Source organism: Flavobacterium sp. (assembly GCF_044341265.1).
Classification (GTDB): domain Bacteria; phylum Bacteroidota; class Bacteroidia; order Flavobacteriales; family Flavobacteriaceae; genus Flavobacterium.
Window position 1 is genome coordinate 46,231 of the sequence record NZ_JBIISA010000017.1, and the last position, 20,511, is coordinate 66,741.

Below are 20,511 nucleotides of genomic sequence, written 5' to 3' on the forward strand. Positions count from 1 at the left end.
ATTATTTATTGGTCATTTGAAAATTAAGAGTGCCACCAGTCATGATTTCTGAATAGGTTATGAATGGTTTTGTTAGTGATGTACTGTTCAGTTGGGCGTTTTCTTGATATATATTCTCGTTAGAGAAATTAGTTGCTTCAATGGTAAAAGTTTTATTGTTTTTTAAATGCAAAGTTGCTTTTTTAACTTGTGGAGTACCAAGAACAAATTCGCCATTGGCAGGATTTACAGGATAAAAACCTAACGTTGACAAAATATACCAAGCCGACATTTGTCCGCAATCGTCGTTGCCAATCATACCATCAGGCGTGTTGTTGTGAAATACGTTAATGATTTTATGGATGTATTTTTGTCCGATTTTTGGTGTTTCTGAATACGCATACAAGTAAACAATATGATGACTAGGTTCGTTACCATGAGCATACTGACCAATCATCGCTTCCTGACCCAGAAATTTGTTTGGATTTAAACTTTCAATAGTAAAGAAATCATTGAGTTTTTTTGTGAATTCCTTTTTTCCGCCCAATAGATTTTTCATGCCATCGATGTCGTATTGTGCTGGAGTCCAAAAATATTGCCAAGCATTGGCTTCAGTATAATCGCCAGGATTGTTCATAGGTGACGTTGCTGTTAATGGATCAAATGGAGTTCTCCAATTGCCTTTGGAATCTTTACCTCGAAATAATTTTGTTTCAGCATCAAAAAGATTTTTATAGTAATTGGCTCTTTTTTGAAACTCTGATTGATTTATTTTATCGTTTAAATTTTCAGCCATTTTTGCAACACAATAATCATCAAATCCACTTTCTAGAGTTCTTGAAACGGCTTCATTATCCAGTTTGTCAAAAGGATAATAACCATATTGATTGTACAATTCCCAATCGGAATTAATGTGACTTTTAGTTGAAGTTTCAATCATAGCTTTGAGTGCTTCGTCTTTATCAAAACCTTTAAATCCATTAGTATAAGCCGATAAAATCATAGGAATAGCATGATTGCCAATCATACAATAATTGTCTTGTCCCCAAGCCGTCCAAATGGGTAAAAATCCAGCGGCTTTGTTATGTAAAAGCATTGTATTAACTATTCCATCAATTTTTTCAGGAGCTATAATTTGAAGTAATGGAAACGCACCTCTGTAAATATCCCAAATGGATAGAGTAGAGTAGTAGGCTTTATTTGGCGCTAATGCAATCTTATCATCAGCTCCGCGATAGTTGCCATCAACATCAGCAATATTGGATGGTTGCAATAGTAAATGATATAACGAAGTATAAAAGATTTCCTTTTGTTTTTGTGGCGCTTCGATGTCAATTCTATTCAAATAATTATTCCAAACTTTTTCGGCGTTTTGTTTTACTTTTTCAAAGTTCCAATGTGGTATTTCTGATTTTAAATTTTGTTTAGCTCCTTCAATACTTACCGTTGATAATGCAATTTTTATTTGTAAAACTTTATTTTTTGGCAAATTAAAATCCAAGATGTATTTGGGTGCATTTTGCTTTTTCTCTTTCGAAAGTTCTTTAGATGCAACAAATGGCGTTTGAAATTGAATTGTAAAAAAATACTTTTTAGTTACCCAACCTTTGGTTTTGCAATACCCAGAAATAGTAGTTGCATTTTCTGTTTTAATATCACTTTCTAGAACCAAACTATCATTAAGGAATTGAAATCCGTGTTGGAAATCAAGCAGTAATTTTGCGGTTTTGTTTGGATATTTATATTTATGAAAAGCAACTCTTTCCGAACAAGTGAGCTCTACTTTGATGTCGTCTTTTTTGGTTAATGAATAATAGCCAACACTAGCTTTTTCAGAATTTTTATGATAACTATTTTTAAGTTTTAACTTTTTTTCATGGAATGGAAGCAACAAAATGTTACCCATTTCACCAATTCCTGTTCCGCTGAAACGCGTTTGTGAAAATCCCAAAAGCAAAGTGTCTTTGTATTGATAACCGCTTGTATGATTCCAACCAGCGATATTGTTATCAGGTCCGGGTTGTACCATTCCAAAAGGCATTGAAGGTCCTGGAAATGTGTGTCCGGTGCCATCCGTACCAATAAAGGTGTTTACAAATTTGGCATTGTTTTGAGCATTTATATTCCAAACACAAAACAATAATAATCCGCTAAAGAGTGTTTTTCTTATTTCCATAAGGCATCCATTTGTTCTAGACTTTTATTTTTGGTTTCAGGTACTTTTTTCCAAACGAAGAATAAAGAAAATAAGCAGATTACAGAAAACAAATAAAACGGAAAGGCGCCATTAAAATTATCTTTCAACCATTGGTTTTCAATCAAACTAGGGAAAACTTGTGTTACCACAAAATTGGCTACCCATTGAATAAAAACACTAATCGCTAATGCCAAACTTCTTATCTTATTTGGAAAAATTTCTGATAGTAACACCCAAACAATTGGTCCCCAAGAAATGCTAAAGGAAGCCATAAAAAGTATTAAAAAGGGTAGTACATAATTCCCAACGGCTTCATTGTAAATAAAAATACCTACTGCTGCCAACGAAATAGTCATTCCAGCAGAGCCAATATAAAGCAACGGTTTTCTTCCCATTTTGTCAACCCATTTAATGGCTAATAAAGTAAAAATTAAGTTTACAACACCTAAAATACTGGTTTCTAATAAAGAAGCGTCGGTTGAACTGCCTAGACTTTTAAAAATTTCTGGAGCATAATATAATATAGCATTGATACCGGTTAGCTGTTGTAAAATTGAAAGTCCAATTCCAACAAACAGTGCTTTTTTATATATTGGATTTACTAGATGGTTCCACTGACCTTTGTCTTCTTGTTCCAATGAATTTTGAATTTCAGATTGCACTTGAGCCACGTCTTCTGGTGCGTTTATTTTTTCTAATACAGCAACAGCTTGTTCCGATTTTCCTTTTTGCAATAACCATCTAGGGCTTTCTGGAATTAGAAATATAAAAACGAGAAATAGAATAGAAGGAATGATCTCAGAACCAAACATCCAACGCCATCCAATGTTCAAATTCCATTGGGCATCACCTTGTAAAGCAATAAAGTAATTCACAAAATAAACCACAACAATACCGATAACAATGGCTAATTGATAGTTGCCTACCAAAGCACCACGTCTTTTTGGAGGAGCAATTTCAGCGATATACATCGGTACAACCATAGAAGCTATGCCAACACCAACGCCGCCCACAATACGAAATAGCACAAACATTGTGAATGAATTGGGTAGCGCCGTTCCAACAGAATTTAGAATAAAGAGAATAGCTGTAATTAGCATTGTAGCTCTTCGTCCCAATCGGTTACTCAAATAATCAGAGAAAAATGCTCCAATTAAACAGCCAACCAATGCACTTGAAATAGCCCAGCCAGTTTCAACAGGAGTCAAATGGAAATATTCGGTTAGATTACCAATGGCTCCAGAAATCACAGCCGTGTCATAGCCAAATAATAAGCCGCCAAGTGCTGCACTCAAAGCAATAAAAAGAATATAATTTTTGTTGTTTTTATCCATTGGTTAAAGGTTTTGTTGTAAATAGTGTTTCATTTCAAGATTGATTTCCCATTGATTCGAAAGCGGTTTCTTTGTGAAAGGTTCTTGAGGCATATAAGGAAATGGTCCAAATTCGGGTGTAATGGTTATTTGAGAATAGTTTCTTTTCTTTAGAATTTCAATAATTTCTTTCCACCAACTTAAATAGCGTTCTAAATGTGTGTTCCATTCTGCTGCGAAAGGATGGTTCACTTGCGGACTTTGCTCAAAGCCAACACGAGCATGGATGTGTTTTATATTGGGATAAATTTTGGATAATAACTCTTTTTGGTCTTCCAAATTACTTTCTGAAACCACGCAAAAATGAGAGAAATCAGCGATCAATTTTAATTTTGGGTAGATGTCGATATATTTTAAAAGTGTTTTTAAATGAAATGAAAATCTGCCGCGATGAATTTCATGCCAAATAGGAACACCTGAATTTCTTGAAATATGCTCCGTGATTTCAATTATTTTGCAATTATCGCTAAAATCGTAAAAATCTTTCCCAGTATGCGAGTTAATGTAGTTGGGTTTTAAAGTGATTAAAAATTCCAATCGTTTTGTAATTCTTTCAATGTATTCATCGACCGTTTCGTTTTTATTGGATAACACTTGTTGCGCAATAAAAATAAAATTAGGATTAATAGTATTTCTAATATTCACTAATTCTTCAAGAAATTCCGCCACAAAATTTGCATCATCAGGAAAATTGATTTCCACACCTTCATAACCATTGTTCACAACATTGGATAGAAATTCTTTTGCCGATTGATGTTCGCAACCCCAATAGGTACAAGTATATTTTACATCCATATTAGTTAGAATATAAAATTGGATTAATAGGAGAGTTGATGATTTCTCCAATTTTTGCACCCGGACACCAAGTATTCCAATCGTGTATCTGGTTTTTATTTTCAGGATTTTTTAGAATCATGTCTTTATCCATATAAATGATGGTCATGACTTTTCGCATTTCGTCAGTTACATTAGCACCAGCACGATGAAACACCCAACCCGAATGGAAACTAATCTCACCAACATTAAAAGGTTCAATAACATGTTTGAAATCAGTAACTCGTAATTTTTTTTGAATTAGTTCCTCACTCTCGTCTCCAATTTCCAATTCGCGTCCTTCAACAATTGTATGACTTCCAGCACTAAATTCTAATGGACCCATTTCTAGTGGCGTTGCTTGTAAAGGCATCCATGCCGTAACCGTTTTATCAGTCTCTAATGGCCAATAATATTGATCGGCATGCCAAGGAGTAATTCCACCGGCACCTTCTTTAAACAAAGCTTGGTCATGGTATAAACGAACTCCGTTTACTTCCATTAAATTGGATGCGATTTTAGCTATTCGTTTGCTAAAAATTAATTCTTTTACAACATCGTTTTCCAACCATAAATTGAATAATTGTAGAAATGCTTTTCCATACGTTGTTCTATCCTCAAGCGCTGTTTCCTCTTGATTCATTGCGTTTACTTGTTTTGTAATGGCATCGTTAAAGAATAGAACAGTTTCTAGGTTTAGAACTTCCTTCAATTTGATATATCTATTTTTTTGATAGAAATCAATTTGTTCTTGCGAAAGCGAATAAGGCGTTTCAAGAAATTCTGATATTGATTTTGGTAGTGTTTGCATATTCTAAATTATTAAATTAAAGTAAATTAAAATGGAACATTCTATTTTAGGAATTTCAAAACTATTCATTCGTTTTGGTAAGATTTAACATTAATTTGTTTAATTATGACACTATATTGAATTATTTTTGAATAATTATAAATTTTAAAGTTTATAGTATATTATGAAATCGCCATAAACAAACTCGTTTGCTTGCAAACACCAATGAAAATAAAGCGATAACATATGACCTTTAAAAAAAATGAATATTTACATATGAAAGCTACATTAGAGAACATCCCATCAGAAAAAGGAACTTCGAGTTTTTATGCTTATCGTTTTCAGGTTCCCTTTTTCGAATTCAAATGGCATTATCATCCAGAATTTGAATTGACCTACATTGTTAAGGGCAGTGGTTACAGAATTGTTGGAAACTCTTATGAATATTTTAGCAATGGTGATTTAGTTTTGTTGGGAAGCAATTTGCCGCATACTTGGTCTGGTAAATTAGAGGATGACGTAAAATCGGATGCAATTGTAATTCAGTTTTCTAAGGAATTTATATCACCATTCTTAGAACTCAATGAAAGTGTATTGATTAAGAATATGTTAGTTTCTTCAGATAGAGGAATAAGTTTTGAGATTGATGAAGCGTTAGTTTCAGAAATTACAGATTTGACCGAAGCGAAAGGAGTGGATAGAGTATTAAAGTTGATTTCGATTTTGGACGTACTCTCTAAAAAGCAAGCAAGGTTGATTGCACCAAATGCTTTTCATAATGTTGTATCTAAAAAAAATGAGCTACGGATTAATAAAGTTTGTTCGTTTATACAAAACAACTTTTATAATAAAATTTCTCTAAAACAAGCAGCAGACTTAATTTATTTGACCGAAAGTAACTTCTGTAAATTTTTCAAAAAAGCCACAGGAAAAACCTATTCTGATTATTTAAATGAGTTAAGAATAAACGAAGCTTGCCGCATGTTGGTCCAATCAGAAAAAACGATTAGTCAAATATCTTTTGAATGTGGTTTTGAAACGCTTAGTTATTTTAACAGAGTTTTCTTCAATAAAAAAGGAATGACACCTTCTACATTTAAAAAAGAAAATCTAATTTGATATTCGGATAATAAACTTCAACTATTTAGAAGTTCAACGTTGGCTGAGGCTCTCGACGTTGGCTGAGGCTCTCGAAGCCAATGTTGGGGATTAACTACGTTTTTCCCAGAGAGGGAATCCTGAGCAAAAGAAAACTTTACTGATTATTACATAATCAGTAGTTTTTTTATTTCAAAAAAACGACTTTCAAAAGCAAAGCTTTTGAGCCATTTTTTTGAAATAAAAAAACCGATTAGCTATGCTAATCGGTTTTCTTTTGCGGAGAAAGAGGGATTCGAACCCCCGGACCTGTTACAGTCAACAGTTTTCAAGACTGCCGCATTCGACCGCTCTGCCATTTCTCCAGTAAGATGCACATACTTCCGTATTGCGGATGCAAATATAGTAACCTTTTTTTGTTTTCCAAATAGATTTTAAACAAAAAAACGATTAATTTTTATTATAAAAACTAATCGTTTCATTTTCTATACTTTAGAAACTTAAATTCTGCGTTTTTTTTGCATTAATAACCCACGTAATCCGTGATTTCTAATCCATATCCTATCATTCCAACACGTTTTGTGTGTTGCGTATTGGTGATTAATCGTATTTTAGAAATGTCTATGTCGTGCAATATTTGGGCTCCAATACCAAAATCTTTCGCATCCATTCTAATTTGTGGTGCATTAATAATTCCTTGTTCTTGCAATACTTTAAGTTCTTTTAAACGATTCAATAAATCTAAAGATTGTACTTCTTGATTAATAAAAATAACGGCTCCTTTGCCTTCTTCGTTAATCAATCGGAACATATCATCCAGTTTCTTGTCGGCATTGTTGGTCAAGGTTCCTAAAATATCGTTGTTGATTTGCGTTGAATTGATACGCGTCAGGATAGAATCGCCTTTACTCCAACTTCCTTTAGTTAATGCAACGTGAACTTGTTTATTTGTGGTTTGTAGATAAGCTCGCAAACGAAATTGTCCGAAACGAGTTTCTATCTCAAAATCTTCTTTCTTTACAATTAAGCTATCGTGTTGCATTCTGTAAGCCACCAAAGCTTCAATAGAAACTAATTTTAAATCAAACTTCTTTGCCACTTCAACCAATTGTGGTAAACGAGCCATTGTTCCATCTTCATTCATGATTTCAACAATAACACCTGCCGATTTGAATCCAGCTAAACGTGCAAAATCAATTGCAGCTTCTGTATGACCAGTTCTTCTCAAAACGCCACCTTGCTTAGCAACCAACGGAAAAATATGACCAGGACGCGCTAAATCATAGGGTTTTGTATCGGCATCAACTAAGGAAAGAATAGTTTTTGCTCTATCGGAAGCAGAAATTCCTGTAGTAACACCATTTCCTTTTAAATCTACAGAAACCGTAAAAGCAGTTTCCATGTGGTCTGTATTGTTTCTAACCATCGGGTGTAAATCCAATTCTTTACAACGACTTTCAGTTAATGGTGCACAAATTAATCCACGACCATGTGTCGCCATAAAATTAATCATCTCGGGAGTTACTTTTTCGGCAGCAGCCAAGAAATCGCCTTCATTTTCTCTGTCTTCATCATCAACAACAATGATAACTTTACCTTGACGGATGTCTTCGATAGCTTCTTCTATAGTGTTGAGTTGTATGTTATTTGACATGTTTAAATTTTTAAAATCTGGTTAAGATCGAAATTCAGCAATAGCTTCTTTCAAAACTTTATTGTTGTATAAGTAAACGAATATAAAAAAAGGAAAACCAATGATAAATGCCATCGCAAGACCTGGTTCAATTTTTCGTCCAATTGCATCGCCTATTTCATCAATTTTTTTCTGAGATAAATACATGGAAATGTAAAATAATAAAGCACTAATTCCGAATAATAGAAAGAACCAAATCGACCTATTGTTGTTCATTACCAAAGAAGTAATTAAAGAGATTACATAAAAAACTAAAGTTAACTTCACTGAAGAATAATAGGCAGTTACATTTTCATAAAATGTGTTGTAATCTATGTTTTCTAAGTTATTCTCTGCTTTGAGTTGTTCTTGGGTAATACCTCGCCCATCAAGGATTTTAATGGCTTTTATGCGATAATCATAAGAATAATTAAATTGCTTAGAATTTTTAACAATTCTAACCAATACATCATCAGAATATCCTTTCAGTGTTTCAAATTCTTCGTCTTCGATGATTTTATAATTTTCAATATCAACAATGGCTTTTGGTTGTTTGATTTCTTTTTTAGATTCAAATTTGGCAAAAAGTTTTTGAAACGGAACAAGTATGCCATCAAAATTGATTGCCGCACCAATATCGGTTGTGGCTCTGTAAGTTAAGAAAATAGCCAAAGGCGTTAATATAATTGACGACATCCAAACGCCCATGAAAGGAGTCATTCCGTCTTCTTGAGCTACTCTTTTTCCAAAAGTATTGATAAAATGGAATACAATAAAAATCGCTACTGCAAATACAATTGGTAATCCCAATCCACCTTTTCGGATGATAGAACCTAGTGGTGCTCCAATAAAAAACATCAATAAACATGAAAAGGCAATCATGTATTTGTCATGTAATGCAATCCAGTGTTTGTTGATACTTTTCTGTTTAGCTTGCATTTCAAAAATGGAACTGTCAATAGAAAAAACAGTATTTTCTATATTACTAAAAGCAATTTTTACCACCTCACTTTTCTGACTATCAGTAAGATTAGCCAATAAATTATTGGATGAAACTTTAGTTCTTACTTGTGTGCTATCGGGTTGATAGTAAGTGTTGTTTATCCCAGTTCGCAAATAAATATTTTCGGTGTAGGAGCGAAGGTCTTTTTTGTAATTAGTATTAAGTGAATCAATGGTAAATCGTAACTCACTTATATTAAGCATGGTATTAGTGTTAGAAATATCCACTTCATCCATACTCGATTGATTCAATTTTGATAAATCAATATTTATTACATCACGTTTGAAGGTTCCTTTAGCAAATGGAATTCTAGGACGTTCTTCATATTTCTTAGGAATAATGTCTTCGTAGTAATTTCCATCTGTTAAAACTAATTTTAGAGTATTTGAAGATTCACTACTTATTAGTTCACCTTTTTTAGCTTTAATTACGGTTGTATTTCCTTCACCATTAGGAAGTTTCCTGTGAATGGTTACTCCAGTAAGAAAGTTTCCTTTCTCACCTGATTTTTTATCTACTTTGATGGTATAATTTCCAACTTCACTAAATTGACCTTCTGCAATTGCCATTGCTGGCTTAACTTGAGCGATATTTCGTCTAAAGTTGATGAACTTGTATTCTGCGTAAGGAATTACATTGTTGGCAAAGAAAAAGGATAAAATGCTTAGTAAAATAATAAATACTGTGATGCTTCTCATGGTTCTCTGAAAAGAAATTCCAGAAGATTTCATTGCGGCAAATTCGTAGTTTTCTGCCAAGCTTCCAAAAGTCATAATAGAAGCCAATAATACAGATAATGGTAATACTAATGGAACAATTCTTGGCATAGAGAACAGTAAAAATTTTACGACCAAAAGGAAGTCTAAATCTTTACCTGCCAACTCAGAAATGAAAAGCCAAACAGTTTGAAGTATGAATATAAAAAACAAGATTACAAATACCGTAGTAAATGTAATCAGGAATGATTTTAATAAATACTTGTCTAATATTTTCACAAAAGCTAATCTAATTTATTGATGTAGTAGTTAGGATATTTACTCGCTACAAATGTAAATTGATTTTTTGACAATGGCTGATTGGTTTTGAAAGAATTAACAGTCAATGTAGTTTTTGTTCCATTTTTACCTACTTCTATAAGGTTGTAAATGGTTTTAGTTTGAATATCAATTCCCAATAAAACTTCTTTACGTTGGTCTTTAGCGTTATTAGGAATTAGTTTGATATATTGAATTTTACGTCCTTTAATGTTTTGTGAAATATCCATAGAATATTTATAACCACTATTAAAAAAAGTTAGCATTTTGGCAGGCGTAATAGCTTTATCATCTTTGTCATTTACACTTGAAATAGTAACTTCTTCATCTTCAGGATTGATAGTATATGATTTCTTACCGTCGTAAATTTTAGTTACGCCCATAAAATTAAGGACATACTTATTTCCTTCTAAAGTAACATTTCCTTTGCTTTCTTGGTTGATGTTTTCTTTGGCGTTATTCAAAGTGTATTTAAAATCAATAACGATGTTCTTGTAACTTTTGATTTTTTCAGTTACATCGTCTAAAAGTTCTTTAGCTTTTTTATCTTGTGCATTAGCGGTTAGACTAACAAAAAGTAGTAACGCAATTGACAGAAATTTATTCATTTTAATTATTGTTTTGTTCATTGTTTAAAAATTGATCTAAAGCTACCAAGTCTGGAATGTTTACACTTCTAGCTTTGCTACCTTCAAAAGGTCCAACAATTCCGGCTGCTTCTAGTTGATCTATTAGTCTTCCGGCACGATTGTAACCTAGTTTCAATTTTCTTTGCAATAATGATGCCGAACCTTGTTGAGCAGTTACAATTATTTCTGCAGCTTCCCTAAACATAGAGTCTCTTTCAGAAATATCGATATCTAATTTCATGCTACTTTCTTCACCAACATATTCTGGAAGCATGAAAGCACTTGCATACGCTTTTTGAGAACCAATATAATCTACAATTTTCTCAACTTCAGGTGTGTCTACAAAAGCACATTGTACACGAACTAAATCATTTCCATTAGAAAACAATAAATCTCCACGTCCAATCAATTGGTCTGCACCACCTGAATCTAAAATCGTTCTTGAGTCAATTTTTGAGGTAACTCTAAACGCAATTCTTGCAGGGAAGTTGGCTTTAATCATACCCGTAATTACATTAACCGAAGGTCTTTGTGTGGCAATGATTAAGTGAATTCCGATAGCACGAGCTAATTGAGCCAAACGAGCAATTGGTGTTTCCACTTCTTTTCCGGCGGTCATAATTAAATCGGCAAACTCATCAACCACCAATACTATATAAGGTAAAAATTGGTGTCCATGTTCTGGATTTAATTTACGCTGTTTGAATTTTTCATTGTATTCTTTAATGTTTCTAACCATCGCATCTTTCAATAAAGAATAACGGTTGTCCATTTCGATACAAAGCGAATTCAAGGTATTGATTACTTTACTATTATCGGTGATGATGGCATCTTCAGAATCTGGTAATTTTGCTAAATAATGTCTCTCAATTTTGTTGAAAAGCGTTAGCTCCACTTTCTTTGGATCGACCAAAACAAACTTCACTTCTGCAGGATGTTTTTTGTATAATAACGAAGTTAAAACCGCATTCAAACCAACCGATTTTCCTTGTCCGGTTGCTCCAGCCATTAAAAGGTGAGGCATTTTGGCTAAGTCAAATACAAAAGTTTCGTTAGAAATAGTTTTTCCTAAAGCAATTGGTAATTCCATTTCTGCTTCTTGAAACTTTGCAGATGCAATAACCGTTTTCATCGGAACCATAGTAGGATTCTTGTTCGGAACCTCAATACCAATTGTTCCTTTTCCGGGAATAGGAGCGATGATACGAATACCTAATGCTGAAAGTGAAAGCGCAATATCGTCTTCCAAACTTTTAATTTTAGAAATACGAATTCCGGCTTCTGGAACAATTTCGTACAAAGTAACCGATGGACCAACGGTTGCTTTGATTTGGGCAATATCGATTTTGTAGTTACGCAATGTTTCCACAATATTATTTTTATTGTCCTCAAGTTCTTCTTGATTGATGGTAATTCCAACGCTTGAGTATTCTTTCAGTAAATCAATTGTTGGGAATTTATAATTGGACAACTCTAATTTAGGGTCAAATAAACCAAAATCGGCTACTAATTTTGCAGCCAAATTTTCTTCCACTGTATCTTCGTCTTGCGACTTTTCTATTACAAATGCTTCGTCGTTTGTTTTTATAATCTCTTTAGTAGGTTCTACTTTTGGAGTTATGGGTTGCTCAACTTCTAATGAAAGTGAAGGTGTTGGTTTTGGTTCGCTTTTTAAAGTAGGTTCCAATTCAATTTCTGAATAACTTGAAATTGTTGGTTTCAAGGTTTCTTTATTGATTTCAAACTGAGATGTTACTGGTTTGATATAAGGTTCTTCAAAAGCTTCGTCTAAATCATCTTTTGATTCTTCAACTGCATATTCTTCAAGGTTGTAAGCTCCACTTGCATCTTCAGAAGGTTTGGATTTCATAGCATCAATATCTTCCTTGAATTCTTTTTGCTTTTTCTCAAAAAACATTTTAATGCTATCAGGAGAGATTTTGATTTTGAACAACAAATAAATTACTAATCCAAAAAGTAAGACTAAGAAAGTTCCAATTTTACCAATGTAATCTTGAAAGAATTGATTCATTTCAAAACCAATTGTTCCGCCAAGTTCTGGAATGGAATTGGCAAAGAATCCGAAAAGTATGGATAAAATGATTATGGCAAATAAATCCCAAAACCAAGTTGATTTTAATTTCTTTAATGGTAAATCTAAAACCATGAAAGCACCAGTAATGAAAAATAATTTTACAAAAAGAAACGAAGCAGCACCAAATCCTTTATAAATAAAGAAGTCCGATAGAAATGCGCCTACTTTTCCTAACCAATTTTCTGCAGGTTTGTTTCGGTCAGACAATGCAGTAACGACACTTTGATCTTCTTGACCATGCATGAAAAACGAAATGAAAGCCACCAAAAGTCCTATGGATAAAAGCACCAAAAGACAACCAAAAACTACTTTGTATTGTCTTTTCATTTTCCAAGGAAGTTTTTCTCCTAGTTCGTCTGATTTTGTATTTTCTTTTTTTACTTGTTTTGCCATTCGAAATTAAATAGTTGGTATAAAAATAGAAATTTTATGTTGTAATCAATTAAAATTTTGGAATATAAATAATGCATCCAATGGCAATGGCTGTAATGGCTGCAAAAAATACGGCTCCAGCTGCAATGTCTTTGATAAAACCAATACGTTGGTGATATTCAGGATGAATAAAATCAGCCACTTTTTCTACAGCTGTGTTTAGGCCTTCAATTCCAAGGACTAAACCAATGGCAAGGGTTTGAATAAGCCATTCTTCATGAGAAATTTCAAAGTAAAAACCAGCAATAATCATTACAACAGCCAAACAACTTTGTACCATGACGCTGTGTTCGGTTGTAATTAATTTGATGGCACCTCTAAAGGCAAATCCCATGCTTTTAAATCGTCCAGTTAAGAACGTTTTATCTCTTTCAAATTCCATTTTATAGAGCGGCTAAAGCTACTTCGTAATTTGGTTCGTCAGCAATTTCACCAACTTGTTCAGCGTGTTTTACAATTCCGTTTTCGTCTAAAACAATTACCACTCTTGAATGTAATCCTGCTAAAGGACCATCAACAATTTCTAAACCATAATTTTTTCCGAAACTTCCTTCTTTGAAATCTGATAAATTTTCAACATTTTCTAATCCTTCAGCACCACAAAAACGTTTTTGAGCAAAAGGTAAATCTCTAGAAATACATAACACTTTTGTGTTTTCTAATGCGCTAGCTTTTGCGTTAAATGTTCTAACCGAAGTAGCACAAGTTCCAGTATCGATGCTTGGAAAAATGTTTAAAACCAATTTGCTTCCTGCATAATCAGCTAAAGTAGCTACAGATAAATCGCTTTTTACTAATTGAAAATCGGTTGCTTTTGAACCTACTTGCGGTAAAGAACCATTTGTGTTTATTGGGTTTCCGCCTAATGTTATTGCTGCCATAGTTACTATTTTTTTAAGACTTCAAAAGTATGAAATTATTTCGGAATTGAGAAGTTTGATTTGTAGTATAAATTTAACATAATAATTTGCTTTATATAATTGTTTTATCGTAATATTGCAATATAATAATTATTTATAAAAATGGGAGCATCTAAATCAGAATCATTTTCAGAAGAGCACAACGAAATGGCAACGCTATTTAAAGCACTTTCACATCCAGCAAGAATTGCTATTGTCGATTATTTATTGTCGGTAGATTCATGTATTTGTGGTGATATTGTAAACGAATTACCATTGGCACAACCTACAATTTCGCAACATTTAAAGGAATTAAAAAACGCCAATATCATAAAAGGAACTATAGAAGGCACAGCCATTTGCTATTGCATCAATCCGGATACGATAGATAAAATAGAAAATCATTTTGGAACGATTCGACATAAACTAAAGAATAAATGTTGTTAATCGGTATATCTAATATCTAAATTCTAATATCTAATATCAAAAAAATGAAACTATCAGAAATAAAAAATCAATTAAAAAGCCTGACTCAGATTGCTTTCCAATTACCAAACGGCGAATTGGTTCCAAGTCATTTTCACGTTACTGAAGTTGGGAAAATCACTAAACATTTCATAGATTGTGGTGGAGTAGTTCGAACAGAAGAAGTAGTGAATTTCCAACTTTGGGAAGCCAACGATTATGATCACAGATTGCATCCAGAAAAATTGGTTAACATCATTGAATTATCGGAAGCTAAATTGCAAATTCCAGATTTAGAAATCGAAGTGGAATACCAAATGAAAGAAACTATCGGAAAATTCGGTTTAGATTTTGACGGAACTAATTTCCAATTAAAATCAAAGCTAACCGATTGTTTGGCAAAAGACAATTGCGGAATTCCGCCAGAAAAATTGAAAGTAAAAATAGGAGAGTGGAAACCAAAAGAAACTTCTTGTTGTACTCCAGATTCTGGTTGTTGTTAAAAATTTTAATCAAAAGATATAAATAATAAAGACTTTGTGAGCTTCGTGCCTTCTTAGTGTCTTTGTGTTAAAAAAAGTATTTATGTTAGAAATTCTATCCAATACCATTGAAACAATTTCAAAAATTTCTTTTTCAAACGAGCGAAAAGAAGTTTTGAAACCATTGATTGATTACATTCAAAACAAAGTAAATTCCAACGAAGAAATTCGTCTAAACTTCATTTGCACACACAATTCACGAAGAAGTCATTTGTCGCAAATTTGGTCACAAACTATGGCTTTTCATTATGGAATTCAAAATGTGTTTTGCTATTCTGGTGGAACGGAAGCTACAGCTATGTTTCCAAAAGTAGCTGAAACATTGACTAATCAAGGTTTTGAAATTCAGAAATTAAGCGAAGCACAAAATCCAGTTTATGCGGTTAAGTTTGATGAAAATCAGCATCCCATTATTTGTTTTTCTAAACCATATTTTGATGATTTTAATCCGAAAAATAATTTTGGAGCCATAATGACTTGTAATAATGCCGATGAAGGTTGTCCAATGGTTTTTGGAGCAGAAGCTAGATTTCCAATAAAATATGAAGATCCAAAAGCTTTTGATGGAACGGATTTAATGAACGAAAAATACACTAAACGCAGTTTGCAAATAGCTTCTGAAATGTATTATGTTTTTTCTCAAATAAAGAATTAAGGACATGAAAAAACGACTAAATTTCCTCGACCGATTTCTAACACTTTGGATATTTCTAGCTATGCTAATTGGCGTTTCAATTGGTTATTTTATTCCAAGTTCAGCCGAATTTATTAACTCGTTTTCATCTGGAACTACAAATATTCCTTTGGCAATTGGATTGATTTTGATGATGTATCCACCATTGACCAAAATCGATTTCTCTAAAGTTCCCAAAATGTTTGAAAATCCAAAATTACTCACAGCTTCGTTTTTCATAACTTGGATTGTTGGACCTTTTTTGATGTTTTTATTGGCAACTTTTTTCCTAAAAGACTATCCAGAATACATGACCGGTTTAATCATTATCGGAATTGCGCCTTGCATTGCAATGGTAATCGTTTGGAACGAACTAGCCGAAGGTAACAGAGAACTAACAGCAGGATTAATCGGAATTAATAGTTTGCTACAGGTGTTTTTCTTCAGTTTGTATGCCTATTTTTATTTGGCAGTGATGTTGCCTTTATTCGGAATTAAAGGTTTGGAACTCGATATTACTATTTCAGAAATCGCCAAAACCGTTGGGATTTATCTCGGAATTCCGTTTGCATTAGCAGTGATTAGCCGATTTTTGATTAAAAAATATGTTGGCGAAAAATGGTTCAATCAAAAATTTATTCCGTTTGTTTCGCCTATTACTTTGATAGCGCTTCTTTTTACGATTGTTGTAATGTTCAGTTTGAAAGGCGAAATGATTGTGGATTTACCAATGGATGTTTTTAGAATTGCCATTCCACTAGTGATTTTCTTTGCCATTATGTTTTTCTTGATGTTTTTTGTTTCCAAGAAAATTGGTGCCAATTATCGTGATGCTGTTGCGTTATCATTCACGGCATCAGGAAATAATTTTGAGTTAGCGATTGCCGTTTCCATAGGAGTTTTCGGAATCAATAGCGGACAGGCATTTGCTGGCGTTATTGGACCTTTAGTTGAAGTTCCGGCATTGATTATCTTAGTGAATGTGGCTTTTTGGTTGAGAAAGAAGTATTTTGGTAATTTGGGTTAGATGCTTAAAAATGGCGATCAGTCATAAACAGCTTTTTAACGTATAAAGCTTGCACCAGTTGCTGCTGCAAACAATGACCAAAACAAAACTACGACTTTTCTTATAGAGATAGAATTGTAGTCACCTGATTATTTTCTACGAAGATGAAAATAGCAATTGCATTTCCTGGAATAGTTTTAAACCAGTTTTGGCAATTTTACTTAATATTTAGGTGTCAATTTTTTTGTTGCTTCAATAATTGAATCTTCTTTCTTTATAATTTTTTCAAAATTTTGTTTACTTGGCGCATTTTCATTTTGGTATTTTTCTATAATTGGTAAAGTCAATACTATTTTGAGAACATTATGATAATCTTCAATGGACTTCTTTTTATCAACTACTTTTGAAATAACTTTATCGTATTCTTTTTCTTTTAATGAATATTGATTATTACTTTTTTTCAGTAATGCAACAATTCGATTCCTTAAAACACTATCATTAATTCTGTTCGTCAAAAACTCAGATGATGAATAATAATCTTTAGATTTCATGTTAAAGTTATTAAATTCATTAATAGTTTCATTAGGATTAAAGTTTTCAATTTGCTCCTCAAGATTTTGTAATTCTGGCGATTTCTCTACCAAATCAAAATAAAGTTGATTTATTAAATCACCTTTTCGTTTACTATAGTGAGTTAAACTTGTATTATCTTCTTTTAGAGCTTTTGGTACTTCTTTATTTTGTGCAGAATTGTTTTCTTCTTTTTTGTTGCAAGAAATAATACTGATAAACACAAAGACTATTAAAATTTTAGATAAGGTGATTCTCATTTTCTTTTAGTTATAATGTAATTTCTTAAAATTCCAATTTTAATATTATTGACAACGATTCGTGGCTTTCAATCTGTTGCACTTTTTATCACTGACCAAAACAAATATATCGAAAACTTTTGAAAACAGAATGTGATGAAAAGGCAAAAAGATAAAAGACTAAGAGTTCAAATAAGTTCTAATCGTTTTAATAGTAAAAAACCGTTCTTACGAGCAGTTTTTTATACTTGACATAACTTCTTCCAAATTTCCTTTTTTCTTTTTAGACTCTCTTGTGTGGAGTACAAAACATTATTTTCAACTCTAATTTCAAGCCCATTAATTGTCAAAATCTCAATTTCTCCAACACTTCTAATATTACAGCAAACTTCTTCCTCCCATACTTCTTGCCAAATTTTAGAAAGTATGAAATGAGCAGCAACTCCTTGGCTTTGACTGTCAAGAATTTTAATTAATTCTGGTGAAGCCATTTTTCCTATTTCAATAATTCTGTTTGCTGTATTTCCTTTTAGCCTCGGCGAAGTTGTTTTCGTCAAAACAATATAAGCATCTTTGTTGTCAAGTTTCTGAATCAAGGAATCTACTTCCTTATTTTGAGCATAACTTAGACTACTTATAAATACAAGTAGGATTAGAGCAATTTTTCTAAAAAGGTTTGTCATTTTTTTTATGGGATGTTTTTAAGTTGCGACCAACGTTTCTTAACTTCACGTATGAACCAAAACAAAACTACGACTTTTCTTAGAGAGATAGAGTTGTAGACACTAGATTATTTTTCCTTGAAGATAAAAATAGGAAGTACAAGCGAAGTAATAGCAGAAAACGTTCGCTCTGTTCTTTTTTATTTATTCCAAAGCTTTAATAAATTTTTTCATTTCGTCCATTTTACCCACTGTAATTCTTGTCCATTTACCTTGCTCTTCATATATTCTTCCTCCTTCAATATTATTGTTTTCTAATTGCTTAAAATAGTCCTTGTTGTATTTTGCAAGTGAAAAATAGATAAAATTTGTATTAGAAGAAATGCACTCACAATTTAATTTTTGGAGTTCGTTGATGGTATATTGTCTTGCATTTTCATTTAACAAGTAGCAATTTGAAACAAATTTATCATCTTTCAACGAGGCTATAGCTGCAAGTTTTGATACTACACTAACGTTATTATTTGTATTGGATTGCGAATTTGCCAAATTATCAATTATTGTTTTGTTTGCAATTGCATACCCAATTCGTGCTCCAGCCAAACCATAGATTTTGGAAAATGTTTTGACGATAATAATATTTTTATGGTCATTTACGATATTGCTAAGGGATTGCTGTTTAGTAAATTCCAAATAGGCTTCATCAATTAACACAATTGTATTTTGTGAAATCTTGGTTATACATTCTACCAATGCTTCTCTTTCACAAATTGTTCCTGTTGGGTTATTTGGATTACAGATATAAACCAATTTTGTGTCTTGGTTTACAGCTTCCAACATAGCTTGCAAATTAATTTTCTTGTCGGTTGTAAGTGGTACTTTAATTTTCGTTAAACCTAAATAATCTAATGTAACTGTCCAATAATCATAGCTAGGGTCTGCAATTACATAATTTGCGTTGCCAGTCACCTTCGGTTCGTGTTCTTTGTCTTGTGATACCAATTTTGCAACCAAGTCTAATATTTCAGTTGAACCAGCTCCCAACAATATGTTTTCGTCATTAACACTATTTTTTTTTGCAAGGTCAGCAATCAGTCGAGTCGCAACATCCCAATTATAGCGGTTACTAATATTCACATTATCAGCAAATGCTTTCCTTGCTAATGGAGATGGACCATAAGGATTTTCGTTTGAGCGTAAAAAAATTAATTTGCTATCATCCTCAAAACTATTAATTAAATTTTCTGATACAAGAGGAGAAGCAAATGTATTGAAGTTTGAAAGTCCAATACCAGCTACTCCAATTCCAATTTTTTTCAGCCAAAGTCTTCTGTTTGGTTCCATATTTTCTTTTTCTTAATTGGTCTTAAAAAAAATAGTTTGTTACAATTGCTGTTTGTTTAAATTGCCACCAACGTTATATCGCTTTGCGTCTGTTGCTACTGCGAACATCGACCATAATAAAACTACAAATTTTCTTTGAAAAGTAGAGTTATAGTCACTAGATTATTTTTTTAATTTGTTCCAAAATGATTTTTTAATAGTCAAATCTTTTCTGTTATTATCTAATATTTCTTTACAATTGTTTTTTATTATTAAATCTAAAAGCGCATTATAACCATTTTCAATTTTGTAGTTAATTTCGTTTTCATAAAGAGGGAAAAAGCTGTAAATATTAATTTTCCTGCCATTTCTATTAATTTCTGTAAAATCTTCTTCAAAAGTTGCAGATGGTAATATAACGCCACCTATGAATTTTGTGTCGTCACCATATGTATCTAAATCTTCTGTATATCTGATAGTATGTCCAATTCCTAGCCAGGTGTCGTAATGATGTGGGAATTTCCCAGTTACCTTTAGCATTTTAATTATAAAATCATTTTTGTTTTCACCAGTATAAACTTCATTAAATTCTACATCTTTTGGAATTAACATCATTAACTCTGCAAACTTATAATTATCCTTTTCTTCAACAATTTCTGGCAAATTCATTTCTAAAGTGCTCATTCCACTTGTCAATAGAATATTATAGTTTAAGCTTTTAGGTTTTATTAAATAGACATGTAATCTAAAATCCAGTGACATAATTTCATGAAATACTTTTACCTCTTCGTTAGGAAAATGTTTTTCCACATGTTCGGCTATCCATTCTGAATGTTCATCAAAATATTCTTTGTCTTGAAAATACTGTAATGTTTCTTCTATATCCATATTGTCATGTCCTAAAATACGTTGACCATTTTTAGGTTATTAATTGAATCAAAAATACGGATTTGTAATTGGAAGATTGATAACTTTTTTTAAAAAATTCCCTTCGGGTTTTAAAAAAGTTACCAACAT

The 20,511-nt window shown here is 32.4% G+C and carries 18 protein-coding genes, 1 tRNA gene and 1 pseudogene; 5 read left to right on the top strand and 15 right to left on the bottom strand.

Annotated elements, in window-relative coordinates; all coding sequences use genetic code 11:
• Position 1: 1 nt before the first annotated feature.
• From ACIQ06_RS09695 to ACIQ06_RS09710, 4 genes are read right to left on the bottom strand one after another with little or no spacing between them, the layout of a single operon-like run.
• On the bottom strand, positions 2 to 2,155 hold the full coding sequence (locus ACIQ06_RS09695; protein ID WP_396145835.1) for a GH92 family glycosyl hydrolase: 2,154 nt from the start codon (positions 2,153 to 2,155) through the stop codon (positions 2 to 4).
• Positions 2,146 to 3,510 (bottom strand): sugar porter family MFS transporter, encoded by a 1,365-nt coding sequence (locus ACIQ06_RS09700; protein WP_396145837.1) that lies wholly within the window; start codon positions 3,508 to 3,510, stop codon positions 2,146 to 2,148. The genes ACIQ06_RS09695 and ACIQ06_RS09700 overlap by 10 nt, the downstream gene beginning before the upstream one ends.
• 3 nt (positions 3,511 to 3,513) lie before the next feature.
• Complete coding sequence (locus ACIQ06_RS09705; protein ID WP_396145839.1) at positions 3,514 to 4,395, bottom strand: sugar phosphate isomerase/epimerase family protein; 882 nt, start codon at positions 4,393 to 4,395, stop codon at positions 3,514 to 3,516.
• Complete coding sequence (locus tag ACIQ06_RS09710) at positions 4,346 to 5,173, bottom strand: phytanoyl-CoA dioxygenase family protein (protein WP_396145841.1); 828 nt, start codon at positions 5,171 to 5,173, stop codon at positions 4,346 to 4,348. The genes ACIQ06_RS09705 and ACIQ06_RS09710 overlap by 50 nt, the downstream gene beginning before the upstream one ends.
• Before the next feature lie 255 nt (positions 5,174 to 5,428).
• Here ACIQ06_RS09710 and ACIQ06_RS09715 point away from each other — a divergent pair, with 255 nt between their 5' ends.
• Positions 5,429 to 6,271: an AraC family transcriptional regulator gene (locus ACIQ06_RS09715; protein ID WP_396145843.1), complete on the top strand. Its 843-nt coding sequence runs from the start codon at positions 5,429 to 5,431 to the stop codon at positions 6,269 to 6,271.
• A gap of 259 nt (positions 6,272 to 6,530) precedes the next feature.
• Here the strand turns inward: ACIQ06_RS09715 and ACIQ06_RS09720 are convergent.
• The 7 genes and pseudogenes from ACIQ06_RS09720 to tpx form a co-directional block, all read right to left on the bottom strand.
• Positions 6,531 to 6,615: transfer RNA gene (locus ACIQ06_RS09720), tRNA-Ser, on the bottom strand.
• Between the two features lie 158 nt (positions 6,616 to 6,773).
• Positions 6,774 to 7,904: a 3,4-dihydroxy-2-butanone-4-phosphate synthase gene (ribB, locus tag ACIQ06_RS09725; protein WP_396145845.1), complete on the bottom strand. Its 1,131-nt coding sequence runs from the start codon at positions 7,902 to 7,904 to the stop codon at positions 6,774 to 6,776.
• A 576-nt stretch (positions 7,905 to 8,480) separates the two neighbouring features.
• Positions 8,481 to 9,920, bottom strand: a pseudogene (locus ACIQ06_RS09730) (LptF/LptG family permease); the annotation flags it as partial.
• A gap of 5 nt (positions 9,921 to 9,925) precedes the next feature.
• Entirely contained in the window at positions 9,926 to 10,567 is a 642-nt protein-coding gene (locus tag ACIQ06_RS09735; RefSeq protein WP_396145847.1) for an outer membrane lipoprotein carrier protein LolA, read from the bottom strand.
• 1 nt (position 10,568) lies between these two features.
• The gene (locus tag ACIQ06_RS09740; protein ID WP_396145849.1) at positions 10,569 to 13,076 is read right to left on the bottom strand and encodes a DNA translocase FtsK; all 2,508 of its coding nucleotides are present in this window, start codon (positions 13,074 to 13,076) and stop codon (positions 10,569 to 10,571) included.
• 49 nt (positions 13,077 to 13,125) lie between these two features.
• Positions 13,126 to 13,497, bottom strand: a complete 372-nt coding sequence (locus ACIQ06_RS09745) for a diacylglycerol kinase (RefSeq protein WP_396145851.1) — start codon at positions 13,495 to 13,497, stop codon at positions 13,126 to 13,128.
• A 1-nt stretch (position 13,498) separates the two neighbouring features.
• The gene (tpx, locus tag ACIQ06_RS09750; protein WP_396145853.1) at positions 13,499 to 13,996 is read right to left on the bottom strand and encodes a thiol peroxidase; all 498 of its coding nucleotides are present in this window, start codon (positions 13,994 to 13,996) and stop codon (positions 13,499 to 13,501) included.
• Between the two features lie 141 nt (positions 13,997 to 14,137).
• On the opposite strand from tpx, the gene ACIQ06_RS09755 reads away from it, so the two are divergent.
• From ACIQ06_RS09755 to arsB, 4 genes are all read left to right on the top strand, one after another.
• Positions 14,138 to 14,461, top strand: a complete 324-nt coding sequence (locus ACIQ06_RS09755; protein WP_396145855.1) for an ArsR/SmtB family transcription factor — start codon at positions 14,138 to 14,140, stop codon at positions 14,459 to 14,461.
• Between the two features lie 44 nt (positions 14,462 to 14,505).
• A complete protein-coding gene (locus tag ACIQ06_RS09760; RefSeq protein ID WP_396145857.1) occupies positions 14,506 to 14,982 on the top strand; it encodes a DUF6428 family protein in 477 nt (158 codons plus the stop codon).
• Positions 14,983 to 15,064: 82 nt separating this feature from the next.
• Complete coding sequence (locus ACIQ06_RS09765; protein ID WP_396145859.1) at positions 15,065 to 15,676, top strand: low molecular weight phosphatase family protein; 612 nt, start codon at positions 15,065 to 15,067, stop codon at positions 15,674 to 15,676.
• Positions 15,677 to 15,680: 4 nt separating this feature from the next.
• Complete coding sequence (gene arsB, locus ACIQ06_RS09770; protein WP_396145861.1) at positions 15,681 to 16,721, top strand: ACR3 family arsenite efflux transporter; 1,041 nt, start codon at positions 15,681 to 15,683, stop codon at positions 16,719 to 16,721.
• Between the two features lie 200 nt (positions 16,722 to 16,921).
• On the opposite strand, the gene ACIQ06_RS09775 is transcribed toward arsB, so the two are convergent.
• From ACIQ06_RS09775 to ACIQ06_RS09790, 4 genes are all read right to left on the bottom strand, one after another.
• On the bottom strand, positions 16,922 to 17,530 hold the full coding sequence (locus ACIQ06_RS09775) for a hypothetical protein (RefSeq protein ID WP_396145863.1): 609 nt from the start codon (positions 17,528 to 17,530) through the stop codon (positions 16,922 to 16,924).
• 221 nt (positions 17,531 to 17,751) lie between these two features.
• Entirely contained in the window at positions 17,752 to 18,192 is a 441-nt protein-coding gene (locus tag ACIQ06_RS09780; protein ID WP_396145865.1) for a hypothetical protein, read from the bottom strand.
• A gap of 183 nt (positions 18,193 to 18,375) precedes the next feature.
• Positions 18,376 to 19,515: a pyridoxal phosphate-dependent aminotransferase gene (locus ACIQ06_RS09785; protein WP_396145867.1), complete on the bottom strand. Its 1,140-nt coding sequence runs from the start codon at positions 19,513 to 19,515 to the stop codon at positions 18,376 to 18,378.
• A 162-nt stretch (positions 19,516 to 19,677) separates the two neighbouring features.
• A complete protein-coding gene (locus ACIQ06_RS09790) occupies positions 19,678 to 20,382 on the bottom strand; it encodes a suppressor of fused domain protein (protein ID WP_396145869.1) in 705 nt (234 codons plus the stop codon).
• Positions 20,383 to 20,511: the final 129 nt, after the last annotated feature.